Genomic DNA, 26,363 nt, shown 5'->3' on the forward strand with positions numbered 1-26,363 from the left:
AGAGATAGGCAGTCGGACGGGCGGATCAGTTAAGTGAATCGATCCATTGCACACTGTCGGCGGTGAGCGTAAAGGGAGTAGGGGTGCAGATTGCCAGGCTTAAATTGTCGAGCTGGCAATGGCTGACTGACAGCGATGACTGGTAGGTGCTGTCTACGCTGACGATTTGCCAGGCGCTGCCGCCACGCTGTTTAACGATGGCTTCTTTGCGTGTCCAGATACGCCAGAACACTTCCAGTTGTTGGTCAGGATGCACAGCGTCCATTTCGGCATGTTCTCCGAGGCTGAACACCGCGTTCGCCAGCCAACGCCAGTTGGCGCGCGGGCGAATCACTTCGATATCACAGCCGACTTCACCTTCATCGCTCAACAGCAGGGCGATATCGTCACCGCTATGACTTAAGTTGAACCAGAGCGGCGTTTCCGGGGGGAAGGCGGGTTTCCCTTGTTCACCGTAGATGATGTCCGGTAGTGGAGAAAGCGTGTGCGAAAGCAATGCACGCCCCGCCAGCCAGCGTTCTCGCCGTGGGCCTTGCGGTGCTTGATCGCGCAAAGCCGGTGGCAGTGGAGCTGCGCTTAAGGTCGAAACTTTCCCCAGAACTATCCGATACATATCAGGGCCAACGTTTAATTATGATGGAAAGTGCGTATCGTATCACTTGTCGCCTCATCCCGGTAACCGACTTTTCGGTCTGCCTGGTCCCAGTAAAATCGCCAGTTTGCTGCCGCCCTTCGTGGTTTCCATCCAGATTTTACACACGCTGGTTAGTGGTACTGAAAGTAGCATGCCAATCGGGCCGAGCAGCCATCCCCAGACTAACAATGAAAGAAACACCACCATGGTGGACATTCCAAGGCGATGGCCCATCATCCGTGGTTCTAAAATATTGCCGATGATCATATGGACGATTAAAAACAGTGCGCCGACCAGGATGCATTCGTAAACGCCATTAAACAGCAGCACTTGAATCATCGGCGGCACGGCGGAGATCACCGCGCCGATATTGGGCACGTAGTTGAGCAAAAACGCCAGAACTGCCCACATCAGTGCAAACTGTACGTCCAGCAGCGCCAGCCCTAACCAGACGATCACGCCCGTCCATAAACTTAACAGCGTCTTCAAGGCCAGATAATGCGAAACGCCTTTAAGTGCGCGGTGTAATCCCGCGATGTGAATCTGTGGGTTATTCAGCGCAAAGCGCATTTTGTAAGGCACGTGGCGCACTTCAAACAGCATGAAAACCACGGTCATCACCAGCAAAAGCACGCTCGCCATTGCCCCGGAAAGTCCGGTCATTAGCGCAGTGGTGAACGTTACGAGTTTTTCTGAGTCCATCCGCTGAAGCATCCGTTCCGGCGACATATGCAGATTAAGAAATGGCAACATTTCTTGTAATTTAAAGAGTTTACGCGTCAGTTCCTTGTTAAATTTCGGCAACATGGAGATAAATTCGTTAAACGATGCCGCCAGCACGCCGACCAGCGCGGTAAGTGCGATCAGCATTACTACCACCACAATCGTAATGGCAACGGGACGCTGGACTCCGCGACGAATAAACCAGGTGACCAGCGGGTTGAGGACAATGGCGAAAAACAGCGCCAGCAACAGTTGCACTATGATATCTGCTGCTGCGTGAATACCCGCGAGGATCACCACCAGTGAGGCCAGCTTCAGCAGGATGTGCATACCCGTTTTATCGGGTTGAGGGGTTTCCATTGGGGCTTCCTTGTGACTTTTTGTATTAAGTGTAGCGGGAGTCACGCCAGCAATATTCTGATTCTTACTGCTGATTTCCACGTCAGCACGTGGTAAAAATGAAACACTGTTGTAAAAACGTGGTGATCCTCATGCCCGAACCCGTTGCCGAACCGGCATTTAACGGATTGCGCCTGAATTTGCGCATTGTCTCCATTGTCATGTTTAACTTCGCCAGCTACCTTACCATCGGGTTGCCGCTCGCTGTATTGCCGGGCTATGTCCATGATGTGATGGGTTTTAGCGCCTTCTGGGCGGGGCTGGTTATCAGCCTGCAATATTTCGCCACCTTGCTGAGTCGTCCTCATGCCGGCCGTTACGCCGATTTGCTGGGGCCAAAAAAGATAGTCATCTTTGGTCTGTGCGGCTGCTTTTTGAGTGGTCTGGGGTATCTGACGGCAGGATTAACCGCCAGTCTGCCCGTCATCAGCCTGTTATTACTGTGTCTGGGGCGTGTAATTCTCGGCATTGGACAAAGTTTTGCCGGAACCGGCTCGACACTGTGGGGCGTTGGCGTGGTTGGTTCGCTGCATATCGGGCGAGTCATTTCCTGGAACGGCATTGTCACTTACGGGGCGATGGCTATGGGCGCGCCGTTGGGCGTGCTGTTTTATCACTGGGGCGGTTTGCAGGCGCTGGCGTTAATCATTATGGGCGTGGCACTGGTGGCAATTCTGTTGGCGATCCCGCGTCCTTCAGTGAAAGCCAACAAAGGCAAGCCGCTGCCGTTTCGCGCGGTGCTTGGGCGCGTCTGGCTATACGGCATGGCACTGGCGTTGGCTTCCGCCGGATTTGGTGTCATCGCCACTTTTATCACACTGTTTTATGACGCTAAAGGTTGGGACGGCGCAGCTTTCGCGCTGACGCTGTTTAGCTGTGCATTTGTCGGTACGCGGCTGTTATTCCCTAACGGTATTAATCGTATTGGCGGCTTAAACGTGGCGATGATCTGCTTTAGCGTTGAGATTATCGGCCTGCTATTGGTTGGCGTGGCGACCATGCCGTGGATGGCGAAAATCGGCGTCCTACTGGCGGGGGCGGGATTTTCGCTGGTGTTCCCGGCGTTGGGCGTGGTGGCGGTAAAAGCGGTGCCTCAGCAGAATCAGGGGGCGGCGCTGGCAACCTATACTGTGTTTATGGATTTATCGCTGGGCGTGACCGGGCCGCTGGCTGGGCTGGTGATGAGTTGGGCAGGTGTGCCAGTGATTTATCTGGCGGCGGCGGGATTGGTAGCAATCGCGTTATTGCTGACGTGGCGATTAAAAAAACGGCCTCCGGAGCAAGTACCGGAGGCCGTTTCATCATCTTAAAATTACTGAATCACCAGTGTATTAATGATGTTTTCTGCGGTGGTCTGCGCTTTTTGCTGATCGTCAGCAGGCAGCGTGATTTGCATCGTCAGCATTTGATTTCCCACGTTACCCAGAATGACGGAAGAGTACGCCGTCTGGCCTTTAGCGGAGATGATGCTGTCTAACTGCTGCATTTTGTGACCTTTCAGCTCAATGGCTTTGTTAGTCACCACTTGCAGTTGTGGATCGCGGCTACGTTGCTGATCTTCCAGACGCTTCGCCAGCACAGCCAGGTCTTCTTTCGGATCATCGCCCATAATAATAATCACTGCTTTCTGCCCAGTGGCGTCGGACCAGACGTGCATGTTATTGGCCTGTGTTCCCAGCTTACCGCTCTGGTCGGTCATATCTGCTGGCAGCGAGAAGCTTAACTTGCCATCAAGCAGGTTGACGGTATTCGCGGTAGCGTTACTTTCCGCGACTGTGCTTTCCGCTGTAGCGTTAGTGTCTTTATCATCACAGGCCGCAAGCCCCATAACCAGCAGGCCAATTCCGACATATTTAACCAGATTGCGCATTGACATCTTCCTTTTGATAAACGGCCATAACGGCTCATTCATCCATCTTATCACAAGTCTGATAACGAACCTTTAACTGGCCTGCAAAGCGTTGATTTCGGATTTATCTGCCAGTCTTTTCAATAGTATATTGAGTAATACGCCATACATTGGCAGGAAGAAAACGATGCTAATTAACACTTTGAAACAGTAATCAACCAGCGCGATTTCCATCCAGTGTTCGGCCATAAAGGCATCCGGACTGCGCCAGAAAGCAATAAAGAAGAAGGCCAATGTGTCGCTGACGTTACCGAAAAGTGTGGAAGCCGTCGGTGCCAGCCACCAACGACGACTCTGACGCAGACGGTTAAAGACGTGTACGTCGAGGATCTGTCCCAGCGCGTAGGCCATAAAGCTGGCGGTAGCGATACGGGCGACAAACAGGTTGAAGTGGGCGAGAGCGCCGAATCCCTGCCATGAACCCATATAAAACAGCGACGAGATGACGTAGGAGATCAGCAACGCGGGGATCATCACCGCAAAGATGATACGACGAGCCAGCGGCGCGCCAAAAATACGCACGGTCAGGTCGGTAGCAAGAAAAATAAACGGAAAGCTAAACGCGCCCCAGGTGGTATGAAAACCGAAAATAGAGACCGGAAGCTGTACCAGATAGTTACTGGAGGTGATCACCAGTAGATGAAATAACGATAACCAGAACAACGCCTTATAGCGTTGAGTTTGCGAGAAAGCGTTCATATTGTACCTTTTTGATTAACCATTGGGGTGAGGGAACCCAATACGTACGGCACGTTATTTTATAGTGAGATAATAACGCGCTTACCCTTTTTTCGAGCCGCCGCATGATACTGCTTTGTGTTAACAATGCAATGGTTAATTTTCACGCAATCGTTAACCTGGTTTGCTTACGGACTCGCAAGGCGTAAACTAGCGCCGTTTTTTTATGTGACGAGAAGAAAATGACCGATCTCTTTTCCAGCCCTGACCACACACTTGACGCACTAGGCCTGCGCTGCCCGGAACCGGTGATGATGGTGCGTAAAACCGTGCGTAATATGCAGCCTGGCGAAACGTTGCTGATTATTGCCGATGATCCGGCCACGACCCGCGATATTCCTGGGTTTTGTACCTTTATGGAACACGAACTAGTGGCCAAAGAGACGGACGGACTGCCTTATCGTTATTTGATTCGCAAAGGTGGCTGATGGGGGCAGATTGGCTTCGATGCCGCCTTTTCCTCTCACCTTAACCCTCACCCCAGAGGGGCGAGGGGGCCGATCGCGCTCAATTTTGCGGCTTGCAACCGGCTTGTAGAACGAATAAAGCGTTTAAGCTGCATCTGGCGATATGGTGCACAATGCCTGATGCGACGCTGTCGCGTCTTATCATGCCTACGAGTTCGATGCCCTGTGTAGGCCGGATAAGGCGTTTACGCCGCATCCGGCAAGCAAGTGTAATGGAATGCACAAATGGATTATTTAATTCCAGTTTGTCTGGTATTGCTGGGATTACTCGCGATATTCACCCCCAATTGGCTGCTCCCTGTTTTTATCCTCATGGGAGGATGGCTGGGGGTACTTGTCTGTGGTTGGCTCTGGCTAATGATATTTTTACCTTTACTCAACGGCGTCGGGCTTGCTTATGCCCTGTGGTTGATGTTCAAAAGGCCATCATTAGCATCCCGCCTGGTTGCTGCATTCAGTGTTATCTCCGTCATTCTGATGTTAGCGCTATATTACGCTTTCCTGACCATGCCGCCGTTCCCACCTCAGCACTAAGCCTGATAGCCAGAGGCTATCAGGCAACACCTTTACTTCCTGCGCAACAACCTTAACGCATTTGCCGTCACCAGCACCGTCGCACCTGTATCTGCCAGCACTGCCAGCCACAGGCCGGTCATCCCTAAAAGCGTAGTGACGAGGAAAACGCCTTTCAGCCCCAGCGCAATGGTGATGTTCTGGCGGATATTGGCGTGGGTGGCGCGTGCCAGTTCAATCATTTGCACCAGGCCGCGCAGGTGGTTATGCGTTAATGCTGCGTCGGCGGTTTCCAGCGCCACGTCTGTGCCACTGCCCATTGCAATCCCGATGGCGGCCGCTTTCATCGCTGGCGCATCGTTAATACCGTCGCCGACCATCGCCAGCGGTGCATGTTGATTCAATTCGGTCACCGCTTTGACTTTATCTTCCGGCAATAGGCCCGCTTTAAATTCCAGCCCCAGTTCCCCGGCGATTGCTGCCGCTGCACGCGGATTATCGCCGGTGAGGATCACCCCTTTAACGCCCAGTGCGTTTAGTTCACTGATGGCAGTTGCGGCGTCGGCGCGTAGCGTATCCTGCAACGCAATCACACCAAGCACGTCATCGTTACGCACCACCAGCACTACCGTTTGTCCGGCGCTTTCCAGTTCGTTAATCAAACCGGCGAATGCTTCGGCAGGATGTTTCCCTGCGGCGCATATCAGCACCCGATCGCCGTTGACCAGCGCTTCAATGCCAGAGCCGACCAGCGCTCGCTGTGACTCTGCGCCAGGAATGCTGAGTGCGGCAACTTGCGCTTCACGAACTATGGCCTGCGCCAGTGGATGTGTTGCCCCTTGCTCCACCGCTGCCGCCAGCGCCAGGAGTTCAGATTCGCTAACACCGGTTGCCGGATGCATCGCGGTAACGCGCGGTTTACCGACGGTTAGCGTACCGGTTTTATCAAACGCCACCTGGGTAACACGACCTAACTGCTCCAGCGCCGCGCCGCCTTTAATTAACGCCCCACGACGCGCCGCTGCCGCCAGCCCGGAGGTAATCGCCGCAGGCGTGGAGATAACTAACGCACACGGGCAGCCAATCAGTAACAACGTCAGCCCTTTATAAATCCACTCCTGCCAGCTTGCAGCAAACAGCAGCGGTGGCACCAGCGTCACCAGCAGGGCGACGGCCATAATCGCAGGCGTGTAAATACGGCTGAAACGGTTGATAAATCGCTCAATCGGTGCGCGGCGCTCTTCGGCCTCTTCGATCAGTTTCAGAATGCGGTCAATGGCGCTGGCACCCGGTTCTGATAGCACTTCCAATGTAACCAGTCGGTCGACGCTGGTGGCACCTGCAGGGACTTTATCGCCTGTTGTGCGTTCCACAGGGATGGATTCGCCGGTAAGGGCGCTTTCATCAAAACTGGCAAATGGTGAGAGTAGTTTACCGTCGGCAGGTAAACGCCCGCCCGCAGCAACTTCAATCACGTCGCCAGGGCGCAGGCTGTTAATCGCCACTTCTTCACGTTCGCCGTTACGCAGGCGCGTGGCGGTTTCTGGTTTCAACGCCATTAATGCGCTGACGCCTTGACGTGCGCGGCTGGCGGCCCAACCTTCCAGCCGTTCACCAATCAAAAACAGCAGCAATACCATCGCGGCTTCTGCCGTTGCGCCAATAAACAGCGCGCCGATGGCGGCTACGCTCATTAACGTTTCAATAGCAAAATAGCTGCCGGATTTAATTAAGCGCAACGCCTGGCGAGCAATCGGGTACAGCCCAACCAACGTGGTGGCGATAAACGCCAGTTGACCGAACGGATGATTAAATTGCTCCAGTCCCCAACTGATCGCCATCATCACAATGAGCGTAATCAGCGGTAGATTCTCTTTCAGGCGTGATTCTTTTGGCTCTTCGGCGGCCTGTTCATCGCGCAGGGAATAGCCCGCTTTTTGCACCGCCGATTCAACTTGCGCACGGATGTCATTGTCGGCATCAACCACCAGTTTTTCGGTAGCGAATAACACCTGTACCTGATTCACGCCAGAAAGCTGGCGCACGGCATTTTCTACTTTGCGCGCACAGGCGGCACAGTCCATGCCGCTGACTTTCCAGCTATAGCGAGTGCCGGAGACTTTTTCAGAGAGTGTTGGCGTACTGGAACATGCACCGTCGCAGCAACAGTCGTTGGCGTTCTGTGCCGTGGTTAGCGGTTTGAACGCGGCAAATTGAGGGGCTTTTTTGCCGTGATTGTCAGGAGTCGACATGGCATCCTCCGGTTAAGTTTTTTCTCATTAACCGAAGGATACACTCTGGAGTCGACTCCAGAGTCAAGTTTTATCAGAGATACAGTGAGCGGACGATGAGGAAGTGACCGGCAAAATAGCAAGCCGCTGCAATGGCGTTATCCGCACGGAAGCGGCGGCGATAGTGACTACCCAGCCAGACAAAGTTACTGATGAACAGCAGTGCAGCGCCCATAAAAGCAGAGAGTGCGGGAGCGGTCGGGCGGAAGAACCACAGCTCACCTGCCAGCCACACCATTACCAGCGTCATACCGACAAAAGTACAGACAGGCCAACGGAACTCTTCCAGACGCGTCCAGATAATGGCCAGTAATAGCGCGCCCAGCACCAGCAGTACCAGCGGCAACGGCCAGAAGAAGGAGAGCGTCATCTGGCTGGCGAAATAGATGGTGTACAGCAGGTGTGAGAGGAAAAACGCGCCGATGGCGTACATCAGACGCTGGCGTGGTAACAGGGTTAACGCATCACCCAGCAGTGACGCACACAGCCCCGCCAGCACCAGATAACTAATCGCGTCGAACATTGGTGCCTGCCAGGCCAGCAATAGCAGGAGAAGAAGGGTTAACGGTTTAAATAGCCAGCGTTGCCAGGTTGGCCCACGGTACGATGCATCCACAGATAGCCATGCGGAAAGACAGACAGCGATAAACGACCAAAGCATCTTAGTTCCTTGAATTCGTTATTTTTTCGTAAGCGGAATGCCTACAGTCTTGCTTCCAGTTTAGTGGCGAGGGTGGACGGATGACAACACCATAACTGGCAGGGTATGCTTATTTCCGCATTTTCCGATGAGGGATAAAGATGAGCAAGGCACCTCTTTTCTTTATTGTTATCATTGGCTTAATCATTGTCGCCGCATCGTTTCGCTTTATGCAGCAGCGACGGGAAAAAGCTGATAATGATATGGCACCGCTCCAGCAACAACTGGTGGTGGTGAGCAATAAGCGAGAAACACCGATTAACGATCGTCGTTCGCGTCAGCAGGAAGTGATACCGGCTGGCACCAGTCTGCGTTATGAGGCGAGTTTCAAACCGCAAAGCGGCGGACTGGAGCAGACGTTCCGTCTTGACGCTCAACAGTACCATGCCCTGACGGTGGGTGATAAAGGTACGTTGAGCTTTAAAGGAACGCGTTTTGTCAGCTTTGTTGGCGAGAAATAAGGTTATTTTTTAACTTTAAATTTCTTCTGCCAGACCAGCAGTTCAAACACGCCGAAAAGGAAAATACGCACCTTTTCGGCAGTGGTCATCTGTGGGCCATCTTTCGGTAAGGTCGATTTCAACAGCGCCAGTTGCATACCATGCATCAGAACTGTAAAAATCAGCGCGACATTAACGAAAATATTCAGCGGGCGTGGGAATGGTTGAAAAAGATTGAGGATTAAAAATCCCCAAACGCAGAGCATTAACAAACGTCCAATATTAATCAGCATCACTTTCTCCTTGTGTTTCACGCTGATACAACCGATAAGCGACCTGACCCGCCACTTTTTCGCGATACAACGACCAGTTTGCCGGAACGGTGGGCAGGCCATTTTCTACTTCACTTTCAACATAAACCCAGGCTTCATCAGCCAGCCAGCCGTTGTTTTCCAGTAAATTAATGGTTTCTTCCAACAAGCCACGGCGGAACGGTGGGTCAACAAACACAATATTATGCGGCGTTCCTTTTTGCATCAGAAAAGACATCGCATTGGTGTTCACGACTCGCGCATTGCCTGCTTTCAGCGTCGCCAGATTCTTGATTAACTGCTGAGATACTGCACGATCCATCTCAACCAGCGTAGCTCCCGCAGCGTAGCGTGACAAGGCTTCCAGCCCCAGAGCCCCGCTACCTGCGAAGCAATCCAGACATTGCGCATCAACAATTATCGGCGCTAGCCAGTTAAACAAGGTTTCACGTACGCGATCAGTGGTGGGGCGTAGACCTGGGCTATCAGGAACCGGGAGTTTACGGCCTCGCCACTGCCCGCCAATAATGCGGATTTGACCGCTGCCGGAATGATTCGGTTTTTTCATGATAAAGTGCTCAATCCGCCAGATAACACATAATTGCAGGCGGTGATGTGGAATAAGTTAAGTGATAGACTATTTCATCATTTTTTTAGCTGCTATGTACATAGCGTGAACGCTGTGCCATGAAGCAACAGCGAGGAGTATAGTCGCAGATGGCGAAAGAAAAAAAACGTGGCTTTTTTTCCTGGCTGGGCTTTGGTCAAAAAGAGCAGACCCCGGAAAAAGAGACAGAAGTCCAAAATGAACAACAGGTTGTAGAAGAAATCGTTCAGGCAGAAGAGCCTGCGAAAGTAGCTGAACAAGCTGTTGAAGAGCAGCCGCAGGTTCATACTGAAGCCGGGGCGGAAACTTTTGCTGCCGAAGTGGTGGAAGTAAGCGAACAGGTTGTCGAAAGTGAGAAAGTGCAGCCTGAAGCTGTTAGCGAACCGGAAGTTATTGCAGAGCCGGAATCTATAGTTGAAGAAGCGCCAGCGCCGGTAGTTGAACCTGAAGTCATGCCGGAACCGGTGGCTATTGAGCGTGAAGAACTGCCGCTGCCGGAAGAAGTCAAAGCCCAGGAAGTTTCGCCAGAAGAATGGCAGGCAGAAGCGGAAACCGTGGAGATTGTCGACGCGGCGGAAGAACAAGCGGCGCAAGAAGAAATCACTGACGAAGAGCTGGAAGCGCAGGCACTGGCCGCCGAAGCGGTAGAAGAGGCGGTGATGGTGGTTACTCCGGCAGAAGAAGATCAGCCGGTTAAAGAAATCGCTCAGGAACAGGAAAAACCAACCAAAGAAGGTTTCTTCGCGCGCCTGAAGCGCAGCCTGTTAAAAACGAAAGAAAACCTCGGTTCCGGATTTATCAGCCTGTTCCGTGGGAAAAAAATCGACGATGATCTGTTTGAAGAGCTGGAAGAACAGCTTTTGATTGCCGATGTGGGCGTGGAAACCACACGCAAAATCATCACCAATCTGACAGAAGGCGCATCACGCAAGCAGCTTCGCGATGCTGAGGCGCTCTACGGCCTGCTGAAAGAAGAGATGGGTGAGATTCTGGCGAAGGTTGATGAGCCTCTGAATGTCGAAGGCAAAACACCATTCGTGATCCTGATGGTGGGCGTCAACGGTGTGGGTAAAACCACGACCATCGGCAAGCTGGCGCGTCAGTTTGAGCAGCAGGGCAAGTCGGTAATGCTGGCGGCAGGCGATACTTTCCGTGCGGCAGCGGTTGAGCAGCTTCAGGTCTGGGGACAGCGCAATAATATTCCGGTGATTGCCCAGCATACCGGTGCGGACTCCGCCTCTGTTATCTTCGATGCCATTCAGGCCGCTAAGGCGCGTAATGTTGATGTCCTGATTGCCGATACCGCCGGACGTTTGCAGAACAAATCGCACCTGATGGAAGAGCTGAAGAAAATCGTTCGCGTGATGAAGAAACTCGACGTTGAAGCTCCGCATGAAGTTATGCTGACTATCGACGCCAGCACCGGGCAGAATGCGGTAAGCCAGGCCAAACTGTTCCACGAAGCGGTTGGCTTAACCGGTATCACGCTGACGAAACTGGACGGCACGGCGAAAGGCGGGGTAATTTTCTCGGTGGCTGACCAGTTTGGTATTCCTATCCGCTATATTGGTGTAGGCGAACGTATTGAGGATTTGCGTCCGTTTAAAGCGGACGACTTTATTGAGGCACTTTTTGCCCGAGAGGACTAAAAATGATTCGCTTTGAACATGTCAGCAAGGCTTATCTCGGTGGGAGGCAGGCGCTGCAGGGCGTGACGTTCCATATGCAGCCGGGTGAGATGGCGTTTCTGACCGGTCATTCCGGCGCAGGGAAAAGTACCCTCCTGAAGCTGATCTGTGGGATTGAGCGGCCCAGCGCCGGGAAAATCTGGTTTAGCGGCCATGACATCACGCGTCTGAAAAACCGTGAAGTTCCGTTTCTGCGCCGCCAGATCGGTATGATTTTCCAGGATCACCATCTGCTGATGGATCGTACTGTCTACGATAACGTGGCGATCCCGCTGATTATCGCCGGTGCCAGTGGTGACGATATCCGTCGCCGTGTATCGGCGGCGCTGGATAAAGTCGGGCTACTGGACAAAGCGAAGAACTTTCCTATTCAGCTTTCTGGCGGTGAACAACAACGCGTTGGCATTGCCCGTGCGGTGGTTAACAAACCTGCGGTACTGCTGGCGGATGAACCGACCGGTAACCTGGACGACGCGCTGTCAGAAGGGATTTTACGTTTGTTTGAAGAATTTAACCGCGTTGGAGTAACAGTATTAATGGCAACGCACGATATTAACCTGATTTCGCGGCGTTCCTATCGCATGCTCACTCTGAGCGATGGTCACTTGCATGGAGGCGTGACCCATGAATAAGCGCGATGCAATTAATAATATTCGCCAGTTCGGTGGACGTCTGGATCGCTTCCGTAAATCGGTCGGCGGCTCTGGCGACGGTGGTCGTAACGCGCCGAAACGAGCGAAGTCATCACCGAAACCGGCGAATCGCAAAACCAATGTTTTCAACGAACAGGTGCGCTATGCGTTCCACGGTGCTTTGCAGGATCTAAAAAGCAAACCGTTCGCCACGTTTTTAACGGTGATGGTGATCGCCATCTCCCTGACGCTGCCCAGCGTTTGTTATATGGTGTACAAAAACGTCAACCATGCGGCGACGCAATATTATCCGTCACCGCAAATCACCGTTTATCTGCAAAAAACGCTGGACGATGATGCCGCAGCGGGGGTGGTTGCGCAGCTACAGGCCGAGCAGGGCGTGGAGAAAGTGAATTATCTTTCTCGTGAAGACGCGCTGGGCGAGTTCCGTAATTGGTCTGGTTTTGGCGGTGCGCTGGATATGCTGGAGGAAAACCCGCTTCCGGCAGTAGCGGTGGTGATCCCGAAACTCGATTTTCAGGGTACGGAGTCACTGAATACGCTACGTGACCGTATTACCCAGATTAACGGCATTGATGAAGTGCGAATGGACGATAGCTGGTTTGCCCGTCTGACCGCGCTGACTGGGCTGGTTGGGCGTGTTTCGGCAATGATCGGCGTGCTGATGGTGGCGGCAGTGTTCCTTGTTATCGGCAACAGTGTGCGTCTGAGCATTTTTGCCCGTCGTGATTCTATTAACGTGCAGAAACTGATTGGCGCGACGGATGGTTTCATCCTTCGCCCGTTCCTGTACGGTGGTGCGCTGCTGGGATTTTCTGGCGCATTGCTGTCATTAATTTTGTCAGAAATCCTGGTGCTACGTTTGTCATCGGCGGTTGCAGAAGTGGCACAGGTATTCGGAACGAAGTTTGATATCAATGGGTTATCTTTCGATGAATGCCTGTTGTTGTTGCTGGTGTGTTCGATGATTGGCTGGGTGGCAGCGTGGCTTGCCACGGTGCAGCATTTACGCCACTTTACGCCGGAATAATAAAAGCGTGCTATACTCTTTCCCTGCAATGGGTTCCGTAGCAGGGAAAGAGACCCCGTTGTCTCTTCCCGGTATTTCATCTCTATGTCACATTTTGTGCGTAATTTATTCACAAGCCAGCATTGAACTTGTGGATAAAATCACGGTCTGATAAAACTGTGAATGATAATCTCGTTGCTCTTAAGCTCTGGCACAGTTGTTGCTACCACTGAGGCGCCAGAAGATATCGATTGAGAGGATTTGAATGACTGACAAAATGCAAAGTTTAGCTTTAGCCCCTGTTGGCAACCTGGATTCCTACATCCGGGCAGCTAACGCGTGGCCGATGTTGTCGGCTGACGAGGAGCGGGCGCTGGCTGAAAAGCTGCATTACCATGGCGATCTGGAAGCAGCTAAAACGCTGATCCTGTCTCACCTGCGGTTTGTTGTTCATATTGCTCGTAATTATGCGGGCTATGGCCTGCCACAGGCGGATTTGATTCAGGAAGGTAACATCGGCCTGATGAAAGCAGTGCGCCGTTTCAACCCGGAAGTGGGTGTGCGCCTGGTCTCCTTCGCCGTCCACTGGATCAAAGCAGAGATCCACGAATACGTTCTGCGTAACTGGCGTATCGTTAAAGTTGCGACGACCAAAGCACAGCGCAAACTGTTCTTTAACCTGCGTAAAACCAAGCAGCGTCTGGGTTGGTTTAATCAGGATGAAGTCGAAATGGTGGCTCGCGAACTGGGCGTTACCAGCAAAGACGTGCGTGAGATGGAATCGCGTATGGCGGCACAAGACATGACATTCGATATGTCTTCCGACGACGATTCCGATAGCCAACCGATGGCTCCGGTGCTCTATCTGCAGGATAAATCATCTAACTTTGCCGACGGCATTGAAGATGATAACTGGGAAGAGCAGGCGGCAAACCGTCTGACCGACGCGATGCAAGGTCTGGACGAACGTAGCCAGGACATCATCCGCGCGCGCTGGCTTGACGAAGACAACAAATCTACGTTGCAGGAACTGGCTGACCGTTACGGCGTTTCCGCCGAGCGTGTGCGTCAGCTTGAAAAGAACGCGATGAAAAAACTTCGCGCTGCTATTGAAGCGTAACTGCACAACGCGTTGAGCTGTACCTGATAACCCCTGGAAGCGAGTCCGGGGGTTTTTGTTTCTGCTGTCTTGCCGGATAAGGTGCATCCGGCATTTATCATTTACAGGAATTTATAGCCTTTTAGCATTTCCTTGATGTCTTCGACGATCGCGTCGTTTGGCATATGAATTGGTCTACGGGTAATACCGGCTTTCACGCCCATCAGGTTTAGTGCTTCCTTCATTACCGCAGGCGCAGTCATTTTTTTAATGGTCATGCGTAGCGAATCCATCTTGTTGCGCTCTTCCTGTGCTTTATCCAGTTCACCGGCCATGAAGTAGTTATATAAATCGACTTCAATAGTAGGCAGAACATTCGACGTTGCAGCAACAGCAGCCACAGAACCTTCTTTAAATGCATCCAGCATTAAGGAGTCTGAGCCATTTAACACCTTAAAGTTTTTATGTTTAGATATTTCCAGATATTGTTTCTGAACTTCAAATTTACCACTGCTATCTTTTATCGCTACGATATTTTCAATATCGGCTAAACGGTTTGCCGTTTCATATTCAATACTCAACCCTGTCTGACCCGGTAAGTTATAAAGAATAATGGGGGCTGTTGTGCTTAAGGCAATATCATAATAGTGGCGGTATAAATCTTCCTGGTTAGGTACCAGGTAGTATGGTGTCACAACGGAAATGTAATCGGCACCTGCATCTACTAAGCGTCTTGTTAATTCAATAGTTTGTTTTGTGCTACAGCAACCTGCGCCTGCACAAATAGTCACTTCATTGCCAACCTCTTCAACTACGGCTTTTGTTAGTTCAACTTTTTCGTCATCGGAGAGCAAATGAAACTCACCGTTCGTTCCGCAAATAAACAAGCCGTGTACGCCTTTATCGACTAACCAACGTGCCATTTTTTTTGCTGCTGAAATGTCCATTTTTTCCATTTCATCGAAAGGCGTTACCATTGCGGTAATAATCCCTTTAAGCTCTTTCATTATTCTTTCTCCAGTTCCTGTAGGACATTTTTAATAGAAATTTGCATGGTGTTATACTCGGCCTCATTGGTGAATGAAGCAGCATGAGGTGTAATAGAATAATTTTTTAGTTCTTTAATTTTTGCTGAACGTTCCTTCAACTCAATATCTTCGCTGGCAAAGGCTATTTTCTGATTAATAAGTGCGCTATATAAAGATTCTTCATCAACCAATCCCCCCCTTGCTGTGTTAATTAAAATGGCCGAGGGTTTTATTTTATCGAATACCGTCTCGTTGATCAGATTACGAGTATTATTCAGTAACGGCAAATGTAGAGAAAGGATGTCGCTATGATGATAAATATCATCCAGTGATTTAAGCTCTATATAGGATGGAACTTTATTTTTATCGAGATAGGGATCATAGGCGGTGATAATCATTCCAAGAGAATGAGCAATATGGGCAACATGCTGACCAATTGCACCAAGCCCAATTAATCCCAGCGTTTTTTGATATAGCTCATGACCGACAAGCCTGACATCCTGACCATTTCTGGCTTGATTCTCGGTTTCGACATATTTTCGGCAACTGGAGAGCATCATCAGGATGGCCATCTCTGCAACGGAAATAGAATTGGCATTGAGAGCTTTGTGCACTACGATGCCTTTTCTATTCGCGTAATCGACATCTATATTGTCTAACCCTACACCATATTTCGATATAACCTTCAAGTTTTTGGCCTGATCAATCACTTCTCTGTCTAAAGGATCGTTGCCGGTAATAATGGCATCTGCATATTTAATTTTCTCGATGAGTTCTTCCTTGCTATATCGACCTCCACTGGTATTACATTCAATGTCATAACCTGCAGATTGTAGTTTTTCAATATAGACTTTGCCTTTATCAACAAAAGGTCTTGGCGTGATAGTTATCTTTTTCATTTTATAAAACTCCAAAGAAAGAAAACGCCAGGCTTAAAAACAGAATAGTTACCAGAATGCGTAAGAAATGTGGGCCACACTTTTGTATGTAAAAATAAATACCCAACACGGCAATAAGCGGCAACATGTTAGGTACAATTTTATCCAGCATATCCTGCAAGACGATGGTATTACCGCCACCGGTTGTAATGTGCAATGGCGTCTTAATTTTTACATATGTTGCTGAAAGCGCCCCCATCATCAACAACCCGAACATTCCTGCGCCTTCAATGATTCGATGAATGCTACCAGAATGCAGGATTTCCAGGATTGATTCTTTCCCTTTTTTATAGCCGATATTGAGTGCAAATCGACTGGCGAAAAACATGTAAACAACCTGGTAAATCAGGGGGAGAAGTGCGGCAATAACGTATCCCTGAATAACAAACGGGATACAGACACCAATAACAATGGGGCGCAATGTACCAAAGTCTAACGTGTCACCAATACCTGATACAGGCCCCATAAGACCCGTTTTTAAACCCGTAACGAGCTGCGTTGTTGCTTCACGTTGTTCTTCTGGTTCCTGAGCTGCTTTTTCCTCCAGCGCAATACTAATACCAGCGATAACCGATCCCCAGTTCGCCTGAGTGTTGAACATGGTTAAATGGCGTTGTAGGGCTTTAGCGAGATCTTTTTCATCGGGATATAATTTCGCTAATACCCCTGTCATTGCGTTACAAAATGCCAGCGCTTGCAAGCGTTCGAAATTCAAAGATGTTTCAGAGAACGCGTGCCATTTTAGCCAAACAATCTGAACATCTCTTTGCGTAATTGGTGAGGATGCTGAGTATCCTGACTCAATTGTATTATCCATTTTGCGTTCCTTTTGCATTTTGTGACTGCATATATAAGAGGACAGCACAGAGTCCAAAAATAGAGATGCCAATAGTATTCAAACCTGAATAGGTCACGAGGAAAAAGCCGATAATGAACAGAGGGATATATTGTTTTTTACCGATGACAATGATGGTTATTGCGAAACCGAGTGCAGGCAGAATATTACCGGCAATCGCTAGTCCATTCGTCGACCAGGCGGGAAGCAGGTTTACAAAAGAGGCAATGGCATCCGGGCCGTACAAACAGGCGATGAATACCGGTACAAAACGCATCGGAAAGGCTAACAGGAGAGGATATATTGTGGCTGCGCGTTGTATGCCTTTGATATCCCCTTTTTCTGCATAGCGGTCAGCCATGTGGACAAACGTAGTGTTCAGTGTTTTGCGCACGTTTTCCAGAACCACGCCCAGCAATCCCAGAGGAATAGCTAAAGAGATAGCAATTTCTGGTTTAATACCTGCGGTAAGTGCAATTGGGATTGCGATACACGAGGCTAAACCTTCATCGGCAGGAGGGTTTCCTCCCGGGGCAATACTCCCGATATAGATCATCTGTAAGGTGGCCCCAACAGATAAAGCGGTTGGCATATCATTAAAGATTAGTCCCATAATAGGCGCTATCGATAATGGCATACGCATAATAGAAAAACCGTACCATACTTTTGCCTGGGATATCCAATATACCAGGGCAATAATTGCTGCGGTAAAAATAGACATAAGTTCCTCTCCTTAATTAAGGTAACTTATTTTTGATTTTTTGTAGGCTGGCAGGATCTTCTTCAGGAATAGTTTGGAAATAAACTTTTATATTCTTATCTTCGATGATTTGAAGTTTGTCGGCATCTTCATGATTGAGTGATATTTGATTGAAAACTATTTTCCTTCCTGGAGTGTTTTCAACGCCGCCGACCTGTAATTCCTCTAGTATTAAACCACCTTGTATGGTTTGTAATGCAGAATCGATCGATTTGAAAAGTATTAATAGCTTTCCTTCATAGAAGTTATTGCTATTCCAGCGCTGTAATACATCTTCAATAGATGTCATTATTACTTCGACGCCACTTGGCGCTGCCATCTTATAGACTTCGGCAAGAAAAGGATCGCGTGATAAAGGGTCATCAATGACAATTATTTTATCAGCATCACTTCTTTTTAACCATTTTGTTATAACTTGTCCATGAATTAAACGGTAATCAATACGGGCATGTACTATACTCATAGTTTATCATCCTTTATTAAAGTAATAAGTTTGAACCATTTCTTTACCCGCATCATGTACATGTTGAACATATTCTTCAAAGGTAAGTATTTCGTCAGAATCCTGTAACATGTTGGCTTCGATTAACATAGCCAAATTGACACCGCTGATACAGCGAATGGGAAAATCTTTAGAAAGAAGGAGGGCAATATTTGATGGCGTTCCGCCATAGATATCTGTGAATATGAGCGTATCAATACCAGGCCTGAGTACCGCTTTTACTTGTAGCATAAGTGTTTCAGATGACATTCCAGGCTGCAGAGAAAGCGACGTGGAATTTTTTGTTTTACCTACAATCATTTCGCTGCTGGATAATAAATAATTACCAGCTTCACCGTGTGTCAGAATTATAATATCGAACTGATTCAAATGATAAGTTCCTTTTATAGTTATGGCGCGGCTGATAAGAAATAAATATTCATAATTCGAATGTTATGTTTCTTATCATATTAAGGATGAATCCTTGGTCTAAGATTTTATATTAATTCTAATAAATTAAAATGTTAACAGGATCACAGATGGTAGCGTTGGCTAAAATTGCTAATAAACTTTTTGTAATAAATAAGAGGAAGGGTGGGTTATATTTTATTGTTTTAAATGATGATTAATGTTTTATTTATTCTTGAACTGAATATCTTATTTAAGATATGCCATAAATATAGCAAATAATATATTAATATACATTTCATGTATTTATAAATATCTAAGCGAAGATATGGTTCTCAATGATGGTAATTTTTGTTATGAATTTGTGGTGTTTCGTCTAAATTTCTCGTTCCAAAATCATAAAAATCGGGTATGTTTTAGCAGAGTATGCTGCTAAGGCACGGGTAGTCATACACAAAACGAAATAAAGTGCTGTACAACAACATCACAATACACGTAATAACCAGAAGAATGGGGATTCTCAGGATGAATATAAAGGGTAAAGCGTTACTGGCAGGATGTATCGCGCTGGCATTCAGCAATATGGCTCTGGCGGAAGATATCAAAGTCGCGGTTGTCGGAGCGATGTCTGGCCCGGTAGCCCAGTATGGTGACCAGGAATTTACTGGCGCAGAGCAGGCAGTTGCGGATATTAACGGCAAAGGCGGCGTTAAAGGCAACAAACTGCAAATCGTAAAATATGACGATGCCTGTGACCCGAAACAGGCGGTAGCGGTGGCGAACAAAGTTGTTAACGACGGCATAAAATATGTGATTGGCCACCTCTGTTCTTCATCAACGCAGCCAGCGTCTGACATCTATGAAGATGAAGGTATTTTAATGATCACCCCAGCGGCAACCGCGCCAGAACTGACCGCGCGTGGCTATAAGTTGATTATGCGCACCACTGGCCTGGACTCTGACCAGGGACCAACAGCGGCGAAATATATTCTTGAGAAAGTGAAACCGCAGCGTATTGCTATCGTTCATGACAAACAGCAGTACGGTGAAGGTCTGGCGCGTGCGGTGCAGGACGGCCTGAAGAAAGGTAACGCTAACGTGGTGTTCTTTGACGGCATCACCGCCGGAGAAAAAGACTTCTCAACCCTGGTGGCGCGTCTGAAGAAAGAGAATATCGACTTCGTTTACTACGGCGGTTACCACCCGGAAATGGGGCAGATCCTGCGTCAGGCACGTGCGGCGGGGTTGAAAACCCAGTTTATGGGGCCGGAAGGTGTGGCTAACGTCTCGCTGTCTAATATCGCGGGCGAGTCAGCGGAAGGTCTGCTGGTGACCAAGCCGAAGAACTACGATCAGGTTCCGGCGAACAAACCAATTGTTGACGCGATCAAAGCGAAAAAACAGGATCCAAGCGGCGCATTCGTGTGGACCACCTACGCGGCACTGCAATCTTTACAGGCGGGTCTGAACCAGTCCGACGATCCGGCTGAGATCGCCAAATACCTGAAAGCGAACCCGGTTGATACGGTGATGGGGCCGCTGACCTGGGATGAGAAAGGCGATCTGAAAGGCTTCGAGTTCGGCGTGTTTGACTGGCACGCTAATGGCACGGCGACCGATGCGAAGTAATCATTAATCGGCAACCCAGGGTTGCCGTCAAATTGCTGATATCAAGTTCATTGCTTCATGCCGGATGCGGCGTAAACGCCTTATCCGGCCTACAAGATCTACAGAAATCAGTAAATTGAAATACACAGTGTAGGCCTGATAAGCGTAGCGCATCAGGCAATCCCTCGTTTGTCATCACACCTGAATATTAATGCTTTTCCCAGCCGCCCGGTTGTTCCTTAAATCCCAACGCCTGCATAAACGCCGCCATCACGCTGCGATCTTCCACACCGGCATCCGCCATCCACCAGCATGAAACGCCAGGATTGTTACGTAACACCTCTTCCAGCAGATATTGCCCCACACCGCGTCGGCGGGTGACTTCCCGCACGCGTAGGGAATCCAGTGCCCCCTGAGTGCCGCTTAAGGTTACTCGCACGGCAGCAAGCAGGCGCTCGTTAAAACGCGCGGCGTAGATACGGTGGTTATCGTCAACCTGTAAAGACGCAGGGGAATACTCCGGCCAGATCTTTTGCAGGTCAATCCGGTCCTGGTCGCTAAAATTTTCTAATCGAATGATGGTCAGCTTCATAGGTAACCCGTACAAATCACAAAAGTGGAACCAGTGTAGCGAAATAATTTAATCGGAGGCTTTCTCTTTTTTATTTCTTTTGGCAGGTGATTAATTTTTTTTCAGCAATAATTACAAATTAAAAACATTAGAGAATGAAAATTGTCCAGCATAATCCCCTGAATGGTAGTGAATTATTCCGCCCTTTGTGTCGTTATTTTATGCTGACAACGGCGCTTTTTTCTGTTTATCTATCAATAAATTCAGAATATTATCTGTTCTTAATCGACTGAAAAATAGGGATTTTAATCGCTATTATCACAAAATACTGCGCTAAACCCTTAATCAGACAGGCAAAACAGCGCAGTATAAAAAAAGAACAGCCAGATTTTTTAATACATAAAAACAAAGCAACACAACATTACGAGTGGGGATTTTGAATAATGAAACGGAATGCGAAAACTATCATCGCAGGGATGATTGCACTGGCAATATCACACACCGCGTTGGCCGACGATATTAAAGTTGCCGTTGTCGGCGCGATGTCTGGCCCGGTTGCCCAGTGGGGCGATATGGAATTTAACGGTGCTCGCCAGGCAATCAAAGACATTAACGCGAAAGGAGGAATTAAAGGCGATAAGCTGGTTGGCGTGGAATATGACGACGCCTGCGATCCGAAACAAGCCGTTGCGGTCGCCAACAAAATCGTTAACGACGGCATTAAATACGTTATTGGTCATCTCTGTTCCTCCTCTACCCAGCCGGCGTCGGACATCTATGAAGACGAAGGTATTCTGATGATCTCGCCGGGGGCGACCAACCCGGAACTGACTCAACGCGGTTATCAACACATCATGCGCACTGCCGGGCTGGACTCCTCCCAGGGGCCGACTGCCGCGAAATACATTGTTGAGACGGTGAAACCCGAGCGCATCGCCATTATTCACGACAAACAACAGTATGGCGAAGGGCTGGCGCGTTCGGTGCAGGACGCGTTGAAAGCGGCTAATGCCAATATCGTCTTCTTCGACGGCATTACTGCTGGCGAGAAAGATTTCTCCGCGCTGGTTGCCCGCCTGAAAAAAGAAAACATCGACTTCGTTTACTACGGCGGTTACTACCCGGAAATGGGGCAGATGCTGCGCCAGGCTCGTTCCGTCGGCCTGAAAACCCAGTTTATGGGGCCGGAAGGTGTCGGTAACGCGTCGCTGTCGAACATTGCCGGTGATGCTGCCGAAGGTATGTTGGTCACCATGCCAAAACGCTATGACCAGGACCCGGCAAACCAGGGCATTGTTGATGCGCTGAAAGCCGACAAGAAAGATCCAACCGGTCCCTATGTCTGGATCACCTACGCAGCGGTGCAATCTCTGGCGACTGCCCTTGAGCGTACCGGCAGCGATGAACCGCTGGCGTTGGTGAAAGATTTAAAAGCTAACGGTGCTAATACCGTGATTGGGCCGCTGAACTGGGATGAAAAAGGCGATCTGAAGGGATTTGATTTTGGTGTCTTCCAGTGGCACGCCGACGGTTCTTCCACGGCAGCCAAGTAATCATCCCACTGCCCGTGAAAAGCGGGCAGGTTTAGAAAGGTTACCTTATGTCTGAGCAGTTTTTGTATTTCTTGCAGCAGATGTTTAACGGCGTCACGCTGGGCAGTACTTACGCGCTGATTGCCATCGGCTACACCATGGTTTACGGCATTATCGGCATGATCAACTTCGCCCACGGCGAGGTTTATATGATCGGCAGCTACGTCTCGTTTATGATCATCGCTGCGCTGATGATGATGGGCATTGATACCGGCTGGCTGCTGGTGGCGGCGGGATTCGTCGGTGCAATAGTCATTGCCAGCGCTTACGGCTGGAGTATCGAACGGGTAGCGTATCGCCCGGTGCGTAACTCTAAACGTCTGATTGCCCTTATTTCCGCGATTGGCATGTCTATCTTCCTGCAAAACTACGTCAGCCTGACCGAAGGTTCGCGCGACGTGGCGCTGCCCAGCCTGTTTAACGGTCAGTGGATAGTGGGTCATAGCGAAAACTTCTCTGCGTCTATTACCACCATGCAGGCGGTGATCTGGATTGTCACCTTCCTCGCCATGCTGGCGCTGACGATTTTCATTCGCTATTCCCGTATGGGACGCGCGTGTCGTGCCTGCGCGGAAGATCTGAAAATGGCGAGTCTGCTTGGCATTAACACCGACCGGGTGATTGCGCTGACCTTTGTGATTGGCGCAGCGATGGCGGCGGTGGCAGGCGTTCTGCTCGGTCAGTTCTACGGCGTGATTAACCCCTATATTGGCTTTATGGCCGGGATGAAAGCCTTTACTGCTGCGGTACTCGGCGGGATTGGTAGCATTCCGGGGGCGATGATTGGCGGGCTGATCCTGGGGATTGCGGAGGCGCTCTCTTCTGCCTATCTGAGTACGGAATATAAAGATGTGGTTTCATTCGCCTTGCTGATTCTGGTGTTGCTGGTGATGCCGACCGGTATTCTGGGGCGTCCGGAGGTAGAGAAAGTATGAAACCGATGCATATTGCAATGGCGCTGCTCTCTGCCGCCATGTTCTTTGTCCTGGCGGGCGTCTTTATGGGCGTGCAACTGGAGCTGGACGGCACCAAACTGGTGGTCGACACGGCTTCGGATGTCCGTTGGGAATGGGTGTTTATCGGCACGGCGGTGGTCTTTTTCTTTCAGCTTGTGCGACCTGCTTTCCAGAAAGGGTTGAAAAGCGTTTCTGGGCCGAAGTTCATCCTGCCAGCGATTGATGGTTCCACGGTGAAACAGAAGCTGTTCCTCGTGGCGCTGCTGGTGATTGCGGTGGCGTGGCCGTTTATGGTGTCGCGAGGGACGGTGGATATCGCCACTCTGACCATGATCTATATTATCCTCGGCCTCGGGTTGAACGTGGTGGTAGGGCTTTCCGGCCTGCTGGTGCTCGGTTATGGCGGATTTTACGCCATTGGTGCTTACACCTTTGCGCTGCTCAATCACTATTATGGTCTTGGCTTCTGGACCTGTCTGCCGATTGCCGGTCTGATGGCAGCGGCGGCGGGCTTCCTGCTCGGTTTCCCGGTGTTGCGTCTGCGCGGTGATTATCTGGCGATCGTTACTCTCGGCTTCGGTGAAATTGTGCGTATTTTGCTGCTCAATAATACTGAAGTTACCGGCGGTCCGAACGGCATCAGCCAGATCCCTAAACCGACCTTTTTTGGCCTCGAGTTCAGTCGTACTGCCCGTGAAGGCGGCTGGGATACCTTCAGTAATTTCTTTGGCCTGAAATACGATCCGTCCGATCGCGTCATCTTTCTCTACCTGGTGGCCTTGTTGCTGGTGGTGTTTTCCTTATTCGTCATTAATCGCCTGCTGCGGATGCCGCTGGGTCGCGCATGGGAAGCGTTGCGTGAAGATGAAATCGCCTGTCGTTCGCTGGGTTTAAGCCCGCGCCGTATCAAGCTGACAGCCTTTACCATCAGCGCCGCGTTTGCGGGTTTCGCCGGAACGCTGTTTGCTGCGCGCCAGGGCTTTGTCAGCCCGGAATCCTTCACCTTTGCCGAATCGGCATTTGTGCTGGCAATTGTGGTGCTCGGTGGCATGGGGTCACAGTTTGCGGTGATTCTGGCGGCAGTTCTGCTGGTGGTGTCGCGCGAGTTGATGCGTGATTTCAACGAATACAGCATGTTGATGCTCGGTGGCCTGATGGTGCTGATGATGATCTGGCGTCCACAGGGCTTGCTGCCCATGACACGCCCGCAACTGAAGCTGAAGAACGGCGAAGCGAAAGGAGAGCAGGCATGAGTCAGCCATTATTATCTGTTAACGGCCTGATGATGCGCTTCGGCGGCCTGTTGGCGGTGAACAACGTCAATCTCGAGCTGTACCCGCAGGAAATCGTCTCGTTAATCGGCCCTAACGGTGCCGGAAAAACCACGGTCTTCAATTGCCTGACCGGATTCTACAAACCCACCGGCGGCACCATTTTACTGCGCGATCAGCATCTGGAAGGTTTGCCCGGCCAGCAAATTGCCCGCATGGGCGTGGTGCGCACCTTCCAGCATGTGCGTCTGTTCCGTGAAATGACAGTGATTGAAAACCTGCTGGTGGCGCAGCATCAGCAACTAAAAACCGGGCTGTTTTCCGGCCTGTTGAAAACGCCTTCTTTCCGTCGCGCCCAGAGTGAAGCGCTCGACCGCGCCGCAACCTGGCTTGAGCGCATTGGTTTGCTGGAACACGCCAACCGCCAGGCGAGCAACCTGGCCTATGGCGACCAGCGTCGTCTGGAGATTGCCCGCTGCATGGTGACGCAGCCGGAGATTTTAATGCTCGACGAACCGGCGGCAGGTCTTAACCCGAAAGAGACCAAAGAACTGGATGAGCTGATTGCCGAGCTGCGTAATCATCACAACACCACTATCTTGTTGATTGAGCACGATATGAAGCTGGTGATGGGGATTTCAGACAGAATCTACGTGGTTAATCAGGGGACGCCACTGGCAAATGGTACGCCGGAGCAGATCCGTAATAACCCGGACGTGATCCGTGCCTATTTAGGTGAGGCATAAGATGGAAAAAGTCATGTTGTCCTTTGACAAAGTCAGCGCCCACTACGGCAAAATCCAGGCGCTGCATGAGGTGAGCCTGCATATTAATCAGGGAGAGATTGTTACCTTGATTGGTGCGAACGGCGCAGGGAAAACCACCTTGCTCGGTACGTTATGCGGCGACCCGCGCGCCACCAGCGGACGAATTGTGTTTGATGATAAAGACATTACCGACTGGCAGACGGCGAAAATCATGCGTGAAGCAGTGGCGATTGTCCCGGAAGGGCGTCGTGTCTTCTCGCGGATGACGGTGGAAGAGAACCTGGCAATGGGCGGTTTCTTTGCCGAAAGAGATCAGTTTCAGGAGCGCATAAAGTGGGTCTATGAGCTGTTCCCGCGTCTGCATGAGCGCCGTATTCAGCGGGCGGGCACCATGTCCGGCGGTGAACAGCAGATGCTGGCGATTGGTCGTGCACTGATGAGCAATCCGCGTTTGCTGCTGCTTGATGAGCCATCGCTCGGACTGGCACCGATTATCATCCAACAAATCTTCGACACCATCGAGCAGTTGCGCGAGCAGGGAATGACCATCTTCCTCGTCGAACAGAATGCCAATCAGGCGCTGAAGCTGGCAGATCGCGGCTACGTGCTGGAAAACGGTCATGTGGTGCTCTCCGATACCGGCGACGCACTACTGGCGAACGAAGCGGTGAGAAGCGCGTATTTAGGCGGGTAATAACGCGTTGATTGATAAGGAGTCAAAAGACTCCTTTGAGACAGGTGACAAATGTAAAATTGCCTGATGCGCTGCGCTTATCAGGCCTACTGGGTGAGTTGCAATATATTGAATTTGCACGATCTTGTAGGCCGTATAAGGCGTTCACGCCGCATCCGGCATGAAACGATGAGCACATTATCTACAATCTGTAGAGTTTGACTCAGACCTTCTATTTTCCCGCTTATCCGTGCCCCATCTCCCATTTTCCCTCACCCGTACCGTCACCGCCTT

General features: G+C 50.2%; 29 protein-coding genes. 14 read left to right on the top strand and 15 right to left on the bottom strand.

The features are described from left to right. Positions 1-25 precede the first annotated feature (25 nt). Together acpT and A1WG_RS11820 are read right to left on the bottom strand one after the other, a co-directional pair. The gene (acpT, locus tag A1WG_RS11825; RefSeq protein ID WP_000285763.1) at positions 26-613 is read right to left on the bottom strand and encodes a 4'-phosphopantetheinyl transferase AcpT; all 588 of its coding nucleotides are present in this window, start codon (positions 611-613) and stop codon (positions 26-28) included. A 54-nt stretch (positions 614-667) separates the two neighbouring features. Beyond that, positions 668-1,717 carry an AI-2E family transporter gene (locus tag A1WG_RS11820; RefSeq protein ID WP_001517277.1) on the bottom strand — a complete coding sequence of 350 codons (1,050 nt, stop codon included), beginning with the start codon at positions 1,715-1,717 and terminating at the stop codon, positions 668-670. Positions 1,718-1,815: 98 nt separating this feature from the next. On the opposite strand from A1WG_RS11820, the gene A1WG_RS11815 reads away from it, so the two are divergent. Then, positions 1,816-3,066 (top strand): MFS transporter, encoded by a 1,251-nt coding sequence (locus A1WG_RS11815; protein WP_001517276.1) that lies wholly within the window; start codon positions 1,816-1,818, stop codon positions 3,064-3,066. 2 nt (positions 3,067-3,068) lie between these two features. On the opposite strand, the gene dcrB is transcribed toward A1WG_RS11815, so the two are convergent. Both dcrB and A1WG_RS11805 read right to left on the bottom strand, forming a co-directional pair. Further along, positions 3,069-3,626, bottom strand: coding sequence for a phage sensitivity protein DcrB (gene dcrB / locus A1WG_RS11810; protein WP_001245289.1), 558 nt, complete (start codon positions 3,624-3,626; stop codon positions 3,069-3,071). Positions 3,627-3,698: 72 nt separating this feature from the next. Beyond that, positions 3,699-4,364, bottom strand: a complete 666-nt coding sequence (locus A1WG_RS11805; RefSeq protein WP_001517275.1) for a 7-cyano-7-deazaguanine/7-aminomethyl-7-deazaguanine transporter — start codon at positions 4,362-4,364, stop codon at positions 3,699-3,701. A gap of 221 nt (positions 4,365-4,585) precedes the next feature. Between A1WG_RS11805 and tusA the strand changes: the two genes are divergently transcribed. Beyond that, complete coding sequence (tusA, locus tag A1WG_RS11800; protein WP_000130621.1) at positions 4,586-4,831, top strand: sulfurtransferase TusA; 246 nt, start codon at positions 4,586-4,588, stop codon at positions 4,829-4,831. A gap of 264 nt (positions 4,832-5,095) precedes the next feature. Continuing rightward, complete coding sequence (locus tag A1WG_RS11795; protein WP_001517274.1) at positions 5,096-5,404, top strand: hypothetical protein; 309 nt, start codon at positions 5,096-5,098, stop codon at positions 5,402-5,404. Positions 5,405-5,436: 32 nt separating this feature from the next. Here the strand turns inward: A1WG_RS11795 and zntA are convergent, their stop codons facing one another. Together zntA and A1WG_RS11785 are read right to left on the bottom strand one after the other, a co-directional pair. Beyond that, positions 5,437-7,635: a Zn(II)/Cd(II)/Pb(II) translocating P-type ATPase ZntA gene (zntA, locus tag A1WG_RS11790; RefSeq protein WP_001517273.1), complete on the bottom strand. Its 2,199-nt coding sequence runs from the start codon at positions 7,633-7,635 to the stop codon at positions 5,437-5,439. 73 nt (positions 7,636-7,708) lie between these two features. After that, positions 7,709-8,335, bottom strand: a complete 627-nt coding sequence (locus tag A1WG_RS11785) for a lysoplasmalogenase (protein WP_000964706.1) — start codon at positions 8,333-8,335, stop codon at positions 7,709-7,711. Positions 8,336-8,475: 140 nt separating this feature from the next. Here A1WG_RS11785 and A1WG_RS11780 point away from each other — a divergent pair, with 140 nt between their 5' ends. After that, complete coding sequence (locus A1WG_RS11780; RefSeq protein ID WP_001517272.1) at positions 8,476-8,835, top strand: DUF2500 domain-containing protein; 360 nt, start codon at positions 8,476-8,478, stop codon at positions 8,833-8,835. Between the two features lie 2 nt (positions 8,836-8,837). On the opposite strand, the gene A1WG_RS11775 is transcribed toward A1WG_RS11780, so the two are convergent. Together A1WG_RS11775 and rsmD are read right to left on the bottom strand one after the other, a co-directional pair. Beyond that, entirely contained in the window at positions 8,838-9,107 is a 270-nt protein-coding gene (locus tag A1WG_RS11775; protein WP_001517271.1) for a DUF1145 family protein, read from the bottom strand. Further along, complete coding sequence (gene rsmD / locus A1WG_RS11770; protein ID WP_000743180.1) at positions 9,097-9,693, bottom strand: 16S rRNA (guanine(966)-N(2))-methyltransferase; 597 nt, start codon at positions 9,691-9,693, stop codon at positions 9,097-9,099. The genes A1WG_RS11775 and rsmD overlap by 11 nt, the downstream gene beginning before the upstream one ends. Positions 9,694-9,842: 149 nt before the next feature. On the opposite strand from rsmD, the gene ftsY reads away from it, so the two are divergent. The 4 genes from ftsY to rpoH all read left to right on the top strand — a co-directional run bounded on the left by ftsY (position 9,843) and on the right by rpoH (position 14,202). Next, a complete protein-coding gene (ftsY, locus tag A1WG_RS11765; protein ID WP_001517270.1) occupies positions 9,843-11,381 on the top strand; it encodes a signal recognition particle-docking protein FtsY in 1,539 nt (512 codons plus the stop codon). Positions 11,382-11,383: 2 nt separating this feature from the next. Next, positions 11,384-12,052: a cell division ATP-binding protein FtsE gene (gene ftsE / locus A1WG_RS11760; protein ID WP_000617724.1), complete on the top strand. Its 669-nt coding sequence runs from the start codon at positions 11,384-11,386 to the stop codon at positions 12,050-12,052. Further along, positions 12,045-13,103, top strand: coding sequence for a permease-like cell division protein FtsX (gene ftsX / locus A1WG_RS11755; protein ID WP_001042022.1), 1,059 nt, complete (start codon positions 12,045-12,047; stop codon positions 13,101-13,103). The genes ftsE and ftsX overlap by 8 nt, the downstream gene beginning before the upstream one ends. 244 nt (positions 13,104-13,347) lie before the next feature. Then, positions 13,348-14,202, top strand: a complete 855-nt coding sequence (gene rpoH / locus A1WG_RS11750) for an RNA polymerase sigma factor RpoH (RefSeq protein ID WP_000130220.1) — start codon at positions 13,348-13,350, stop codon at positions 14,200-14,202. Positions 14,203-14,303: 101 nt separating this feature from the next. Here rpoH and dapA read toward each other — a convergent pair whose 3' ends face one another. From dapA to A1WG_RS11720, 6 genes are read right to left on the bottom strand one after another with little or no spacing between them, the layout of a single operon-like run. Further along, positions 14,304-15,188, bottom strand: coding sequence for a 4-hydroxy-tetrahydrodipicolinate synthase (dapA, locus tag A1WG_RS11745; RefSeq protein ID WP_001517269.1), 885 nt, complete (start codon positions 15,186-15,188; stop codon positions 14,304-14,306). Then, on the bottom strand, positions 15,188-16,108 hold the full coding sequence (locus A1WG_RS11740) for a phosphoglycerate dehydrogenase (protein WP_001517268.1): 921 nt from the start codon (positions 16,106-16,108) through the stop codon (positions 15,188-15,190). The genes dapA and A1WG_RS11740 overlap by 1 nt, the downstream gene beginning before the upstream one ends. A 1-nt stretch (position 16,109) precedes the next feature. Continuing rightward, the gene (locus A1WG_RS11735; RefSeq protein ID WP_000370586.1) at positions 16,110-16,964 is read right to left on the bottom strand and encodes a PTS system mannose/fructose/sorbose family transporter subunit IID; all 855 of its coding nucleotides are present in this window, start codon (positions 16,962-16,964) and stop codon (positions 16,110-16,112) included. Further along, entirely contained in the window at positions 16,957-17,703 is a 747-nt protein-coding gene (locus A1WG_RS11730; RefSeq protein WP_000021881.1) for a PTS mannose/fructose/sorbose/N-acetylgalactosamine transporter subunit IIC, read from the bottom strand. Before A1WG_RS11730 ends, A1WG_RS11735 begins: the two co-directional genes overlap by 8 nt. 16 nt (positions 17,704-17,719) lie before the next feature. After that, a complete protein-coding gene (locus tag A1WG_RS11725) occupies positions 17,720-18,205 on the bottom strand; it encodes a PTS sugar transporter subunit IIB (RefSeq protein ID WP_001517267.1) in 486 nt (161 codons plus the stop codon). A gap of 6 nt (positions 18,206-18,211) precedes the next feature. Next, positions 18,212-18,613, bottom strand: a complete 402-nt coding sequence (locus A1WG_RS11720) for a PTS sugar transporter subunit IIA (protein WP_001517266.1) — start codon at positions 18,611-18,613, stop codon at positions 18,212-18,214. A gap of 543 nt (positions 18,614-19,156) precedes the next feature. On the opposite strand from A1WG_RS11720, the gene livJ reads away from it, so the two are divergent. Then, positions 19,157-20,260 (top strand): branched chain amino acid ABC transporter substrate-binding protein LivJ, encoded by a 1,104-nt coding sequence (gene livJ, locus A1WG_RS11715; RefSeq protein WP_001517264.1) that lies wholly within the window; start codon positions 19,157-19,159, stop codon positions 20,258-20,260. A 187-nt stretch (positions 20,261-20,447) separates the two neighbouring features. Here livJ and panM read toward each other — a convergent pair whose 3' ends face one another. After that, positions 20,448-20,831, bottom strand: coding sequence for an aspartate 1-decarboxylase autocleavage activator PanM (panM, locus tag A1WG_RS11710; protein ID WP_000778773.1), 384 nt, complete (start codon positions 20,829-20,831; stop codon positions 20,448-20,450). A 422-nt stretch (positions 20,832-21,253) separates the two neighbouring features. On the opposite strand from panM, the gene livK reads away from it, so the two are divergent. The 5 genes from livK to livF are packed head-to-tail and all read left to right on the top strand — an operon-like array spanning position 21,254 to position 26,090. Further along, positions 21,254-22,363, top strand: coding sequence for a high-affinity branched-chain amino acid ABC transporter substrate-binding protein LivK (livK, locus tag A1WG_RS11705; protein ID WP_001517262.1), 1,110 nt, complete (start codon positions 21,254-21,256; stop codon positions 22,361-22,363). A gap of 47 nt (positions 22,364-22,410) precedes the next feature. Next, positions 22,411-23,337: a high-affinity branched-chain amino acid ABC transporter permease LivH gene (livH, locus tag A1WG_RS11700; protein WP_001295106.1), complete on the top strand. Its 927-nt coding sequence runs from the start codon at positions 22,411-22,413 to the stop codon at positions 23,335-23,337. Then, the gene (gene livM / locus A1WG_RS11695) at positions 23,334-24,611 is read left to right on the top strand and encodes a branched chain amino acid ABC transporter permease LivM (RefSeq protein WP_000803810.1); all 1,278 of its coding nucleotides are present in this window, start codon (positions 23,334-23,336) and stop codon (positions 24,609-24,611) included. Before livH ends, livM begins: the two co-directional genes overlap by 4 nt. Beyond that, a complete protein-coding gene (gene livG, locus A1WG_RS11690) occupies positions 24,608-25,375 on the top strand; it encodes a high-affinity branched-chain amino acid ABC transporter ATP-binding protein LivG (RefSeq protein ID WP_000082101.1) in 768 nt (255 codons plus the stop codon). The genes livM and livG overlap by 4 nt, the downstream gene beginning before the upstream one ends. A 1-nt stretch (position 25,376) precedes the next feature. Beyond that, positions 25,377-26,090, top strand: coding sequence for a high-affinity branched-chain amino acid ABC transporter ATP-binding protein LivF (livF, locus tag A1WG_RS11685; protein ID WP_000416891.1), 714 nt, complete (start codon positions 25,377-25,379; stop codon positions 26,088-26,090). Positions 26,091-26,363: the final 273 nt, after the last annotated feature.

It is taken from the genome of Escherichia sp. KTE96, from assembly GCF_000408525.1.
GTDB lineage: Bacteria > Pseudomonadota > Gammaproteobacteria > Enterobacterales > Enterobacteriaceae > Escherichia > Escherichia marmotae.

Excerpts from the sequence above, each read along its gene's own strand:
- acpT (WP_000285763.1), bottom strand. The coding sequence starts at position 613 with ATGTATCGGATAGTTCTGGGGAAAGTTTCGACCTTAAGCGCAGCTCCA.
- A1WG_RS11820 (WP_001517277.1), bottom strand. The coding sequence starts at position 1,717 with ATGGAAACCCCTCAACCCGATAAAACGGGTATGCACATCCTGCTGAAG.
- A1WG_RS11815 (WP_001517276.1), top strand. The coding sequence starts at position 1,816 with ATGAAACACTGTTGTAAAAACGTGGTGATCCTCATGCCCGAACCCGTT.
- dcrB (WP_001245289.1), bottom strand. The coding sequence starts at position 3,626 with ATGCGCAATCTGGTTAAATATGTCGGAATTGGCCTGCTGGTTATGGGG.
- A1WG_RS11805 (WP_001517275.1), bottom strand. The coding sequence starts at position 4,364 with ATGAACGCTTTCTCGCAAACTCAACGCTATAAGGCGTTGTTCTGGTTA.
- tusA (WP_000130621.1), top strand. The coding sequence starts at position 4,586 with ATGACCGATCTCTTTTCCAGCCCTGACCACACACTTGACGCACTAGGC.
- A1WG_RS11795 (WP_001517274.1), top strand. The coding sequence starts at position 5,096 with ATGGATTATTTAATTCCAGTTTGTCTGGTATTGCTGGGATTACTCGCG.
- zntA (WP_001517273.1), bottom strand. The coding sequence starts at position 7,635 with ATGTCGACTCCTGACAATCACGGCAAAAAAGCCCCTCAATTTGCCGCG.
- A1WG_RS11785 (WP_000964706.1), bottom strand. The coding sequence starts at position 8,335 with ATGCTTTGGTCGTTTATCGCTGTCTGTCTTTCCGCATGGCTATCTGTG.
- A1WG_RS11780 (WP_001517272.1), top strand. The coding sequence starts at position 8,476 with ATGAGCAAGGCACCTCTTTTCTTTATTGTTATCATTGGCTTAATCATT.
- A1WG_RS11775 (WP_001517271.1), bottom strand. The coding sequence starts at position 9,107 with ATGCTGATTAATATTGGACGTTTGTTAATGCTCTGCGTTTGGGGATTT.
- rsmD (WP_000743180.1), bottom strand. The coding sequence starts at position 9,693 with ATGAAAAAACCGAATCATTCCGGCAGCGGTCAAATCCGCATTATTGGC.
- ftsY (WP_001517270.1), top strand. The coding sequence starts at position 9,843 with ATGGCGAAAGAAAAAAAACGTGGCTTTTTTTCCTGGCTGGGCTTTGGT.
- ftsE (WP_000617724.1), top strand. The coding sequence starts at position 11,384 with ATGATTCGCTTTGAACATGTCAGCAAGGCTTATCTCGGTGGGAGGCAG.
- ftsX (WP_001042022.1), top strand. The coding sequence starts at position 12,045 with ATGAATAAGCGCGATGCAATTAATAATATTCGCCAGTTCGGTGGACGT.
- rpoH (WP_000130220.1), top strand. The coding sequence starts at position 13,348 with ATGACTGACAAAATGCAAAGTTTAGCTTTAGCCCCTGTTGGCAACCTG.
- dapA (WP_001517269.1), bottom strand. The coding sequence starts at position 15,188 with ATGAAAGAGCTTAAAGGGATTATTACCGCAATGGTAACGCCTTTCGAT.
- A1WG_RS11740 (WP_001517268.1), bottom strand. The coding sequence starts at position 16,108 with ATGAAAAAGATAACTATCACGCCAAGACCTTTTGTTGATAAAGGCAAA.
- A1WG_RS11735 (WP_000370586.1), bottom strand. The coding sequence starts at position 16,964 with ATGGATAATACAATTGAGTCAGGATACTCAGCATCCTCACCAATTACG.
- A1WG_RS11730 (WP_000021881.1), bottom strand. The coding sequence starts at position 17,703 with ATGTCTATTTTTACCGCAGCAATTATTGCCCTGGTATATTGGATATCC.
- A1WG_RS11725 (WP_001517267.1), bottom strand. The coding sequence starts at position 18,205 with ATGAGTATAGTACATGCCCGTATTGATTACCGTTTAATTCATGGACAA.
- livJ (WP_001517264.1), top strand. The coding sequence starts at position 19,157 with ATGAATATAAAGGGTAAAGCGTTACTGGCAGGATGTATCGCGCTGGCA.
- panM (WP_000778773.1), bottom strand. The coding sequence starts at position 20,831 with ATGAAGCTGACCATCATTCGATTAGAAAATTTTAGCGACCAGGACCGG.
- livK (WP_001517262.1), top strand. The coding sequence starts at position 21,254 with ATGAAACGGAATGCGAAAACTATCATCGCAGGGATGATTGCACTGGCA.
- livH (WP_001295106.1), top strand. The coding sequence starts at position 22,411 with ATGTCTGAGCAGTTTTTGTATTTCTTGCAGCAGATGTTTAACGGCGTC.
- livM (WP_000803810.1), top strand. The coding sequence starts at position 23,334 with ATGAAACCGATGCATATTGCAATGGCGCTGCTCTCTGCCGCCATGTTC.
- livG (WP_000082101.1), top strand. The coding sequence starts at position 24,608 with ATGAGTCAGCCATTATTATCTGTTAACGGCCTGATGATGCGCTTCGGC.
- livF (WP_000416891.1), top strand. The coding sequence starts at position 25,377 with ATGGAAAAAGTCATGTTGTCCTTTGACAAAGTCAGCGCCCACTACGGC.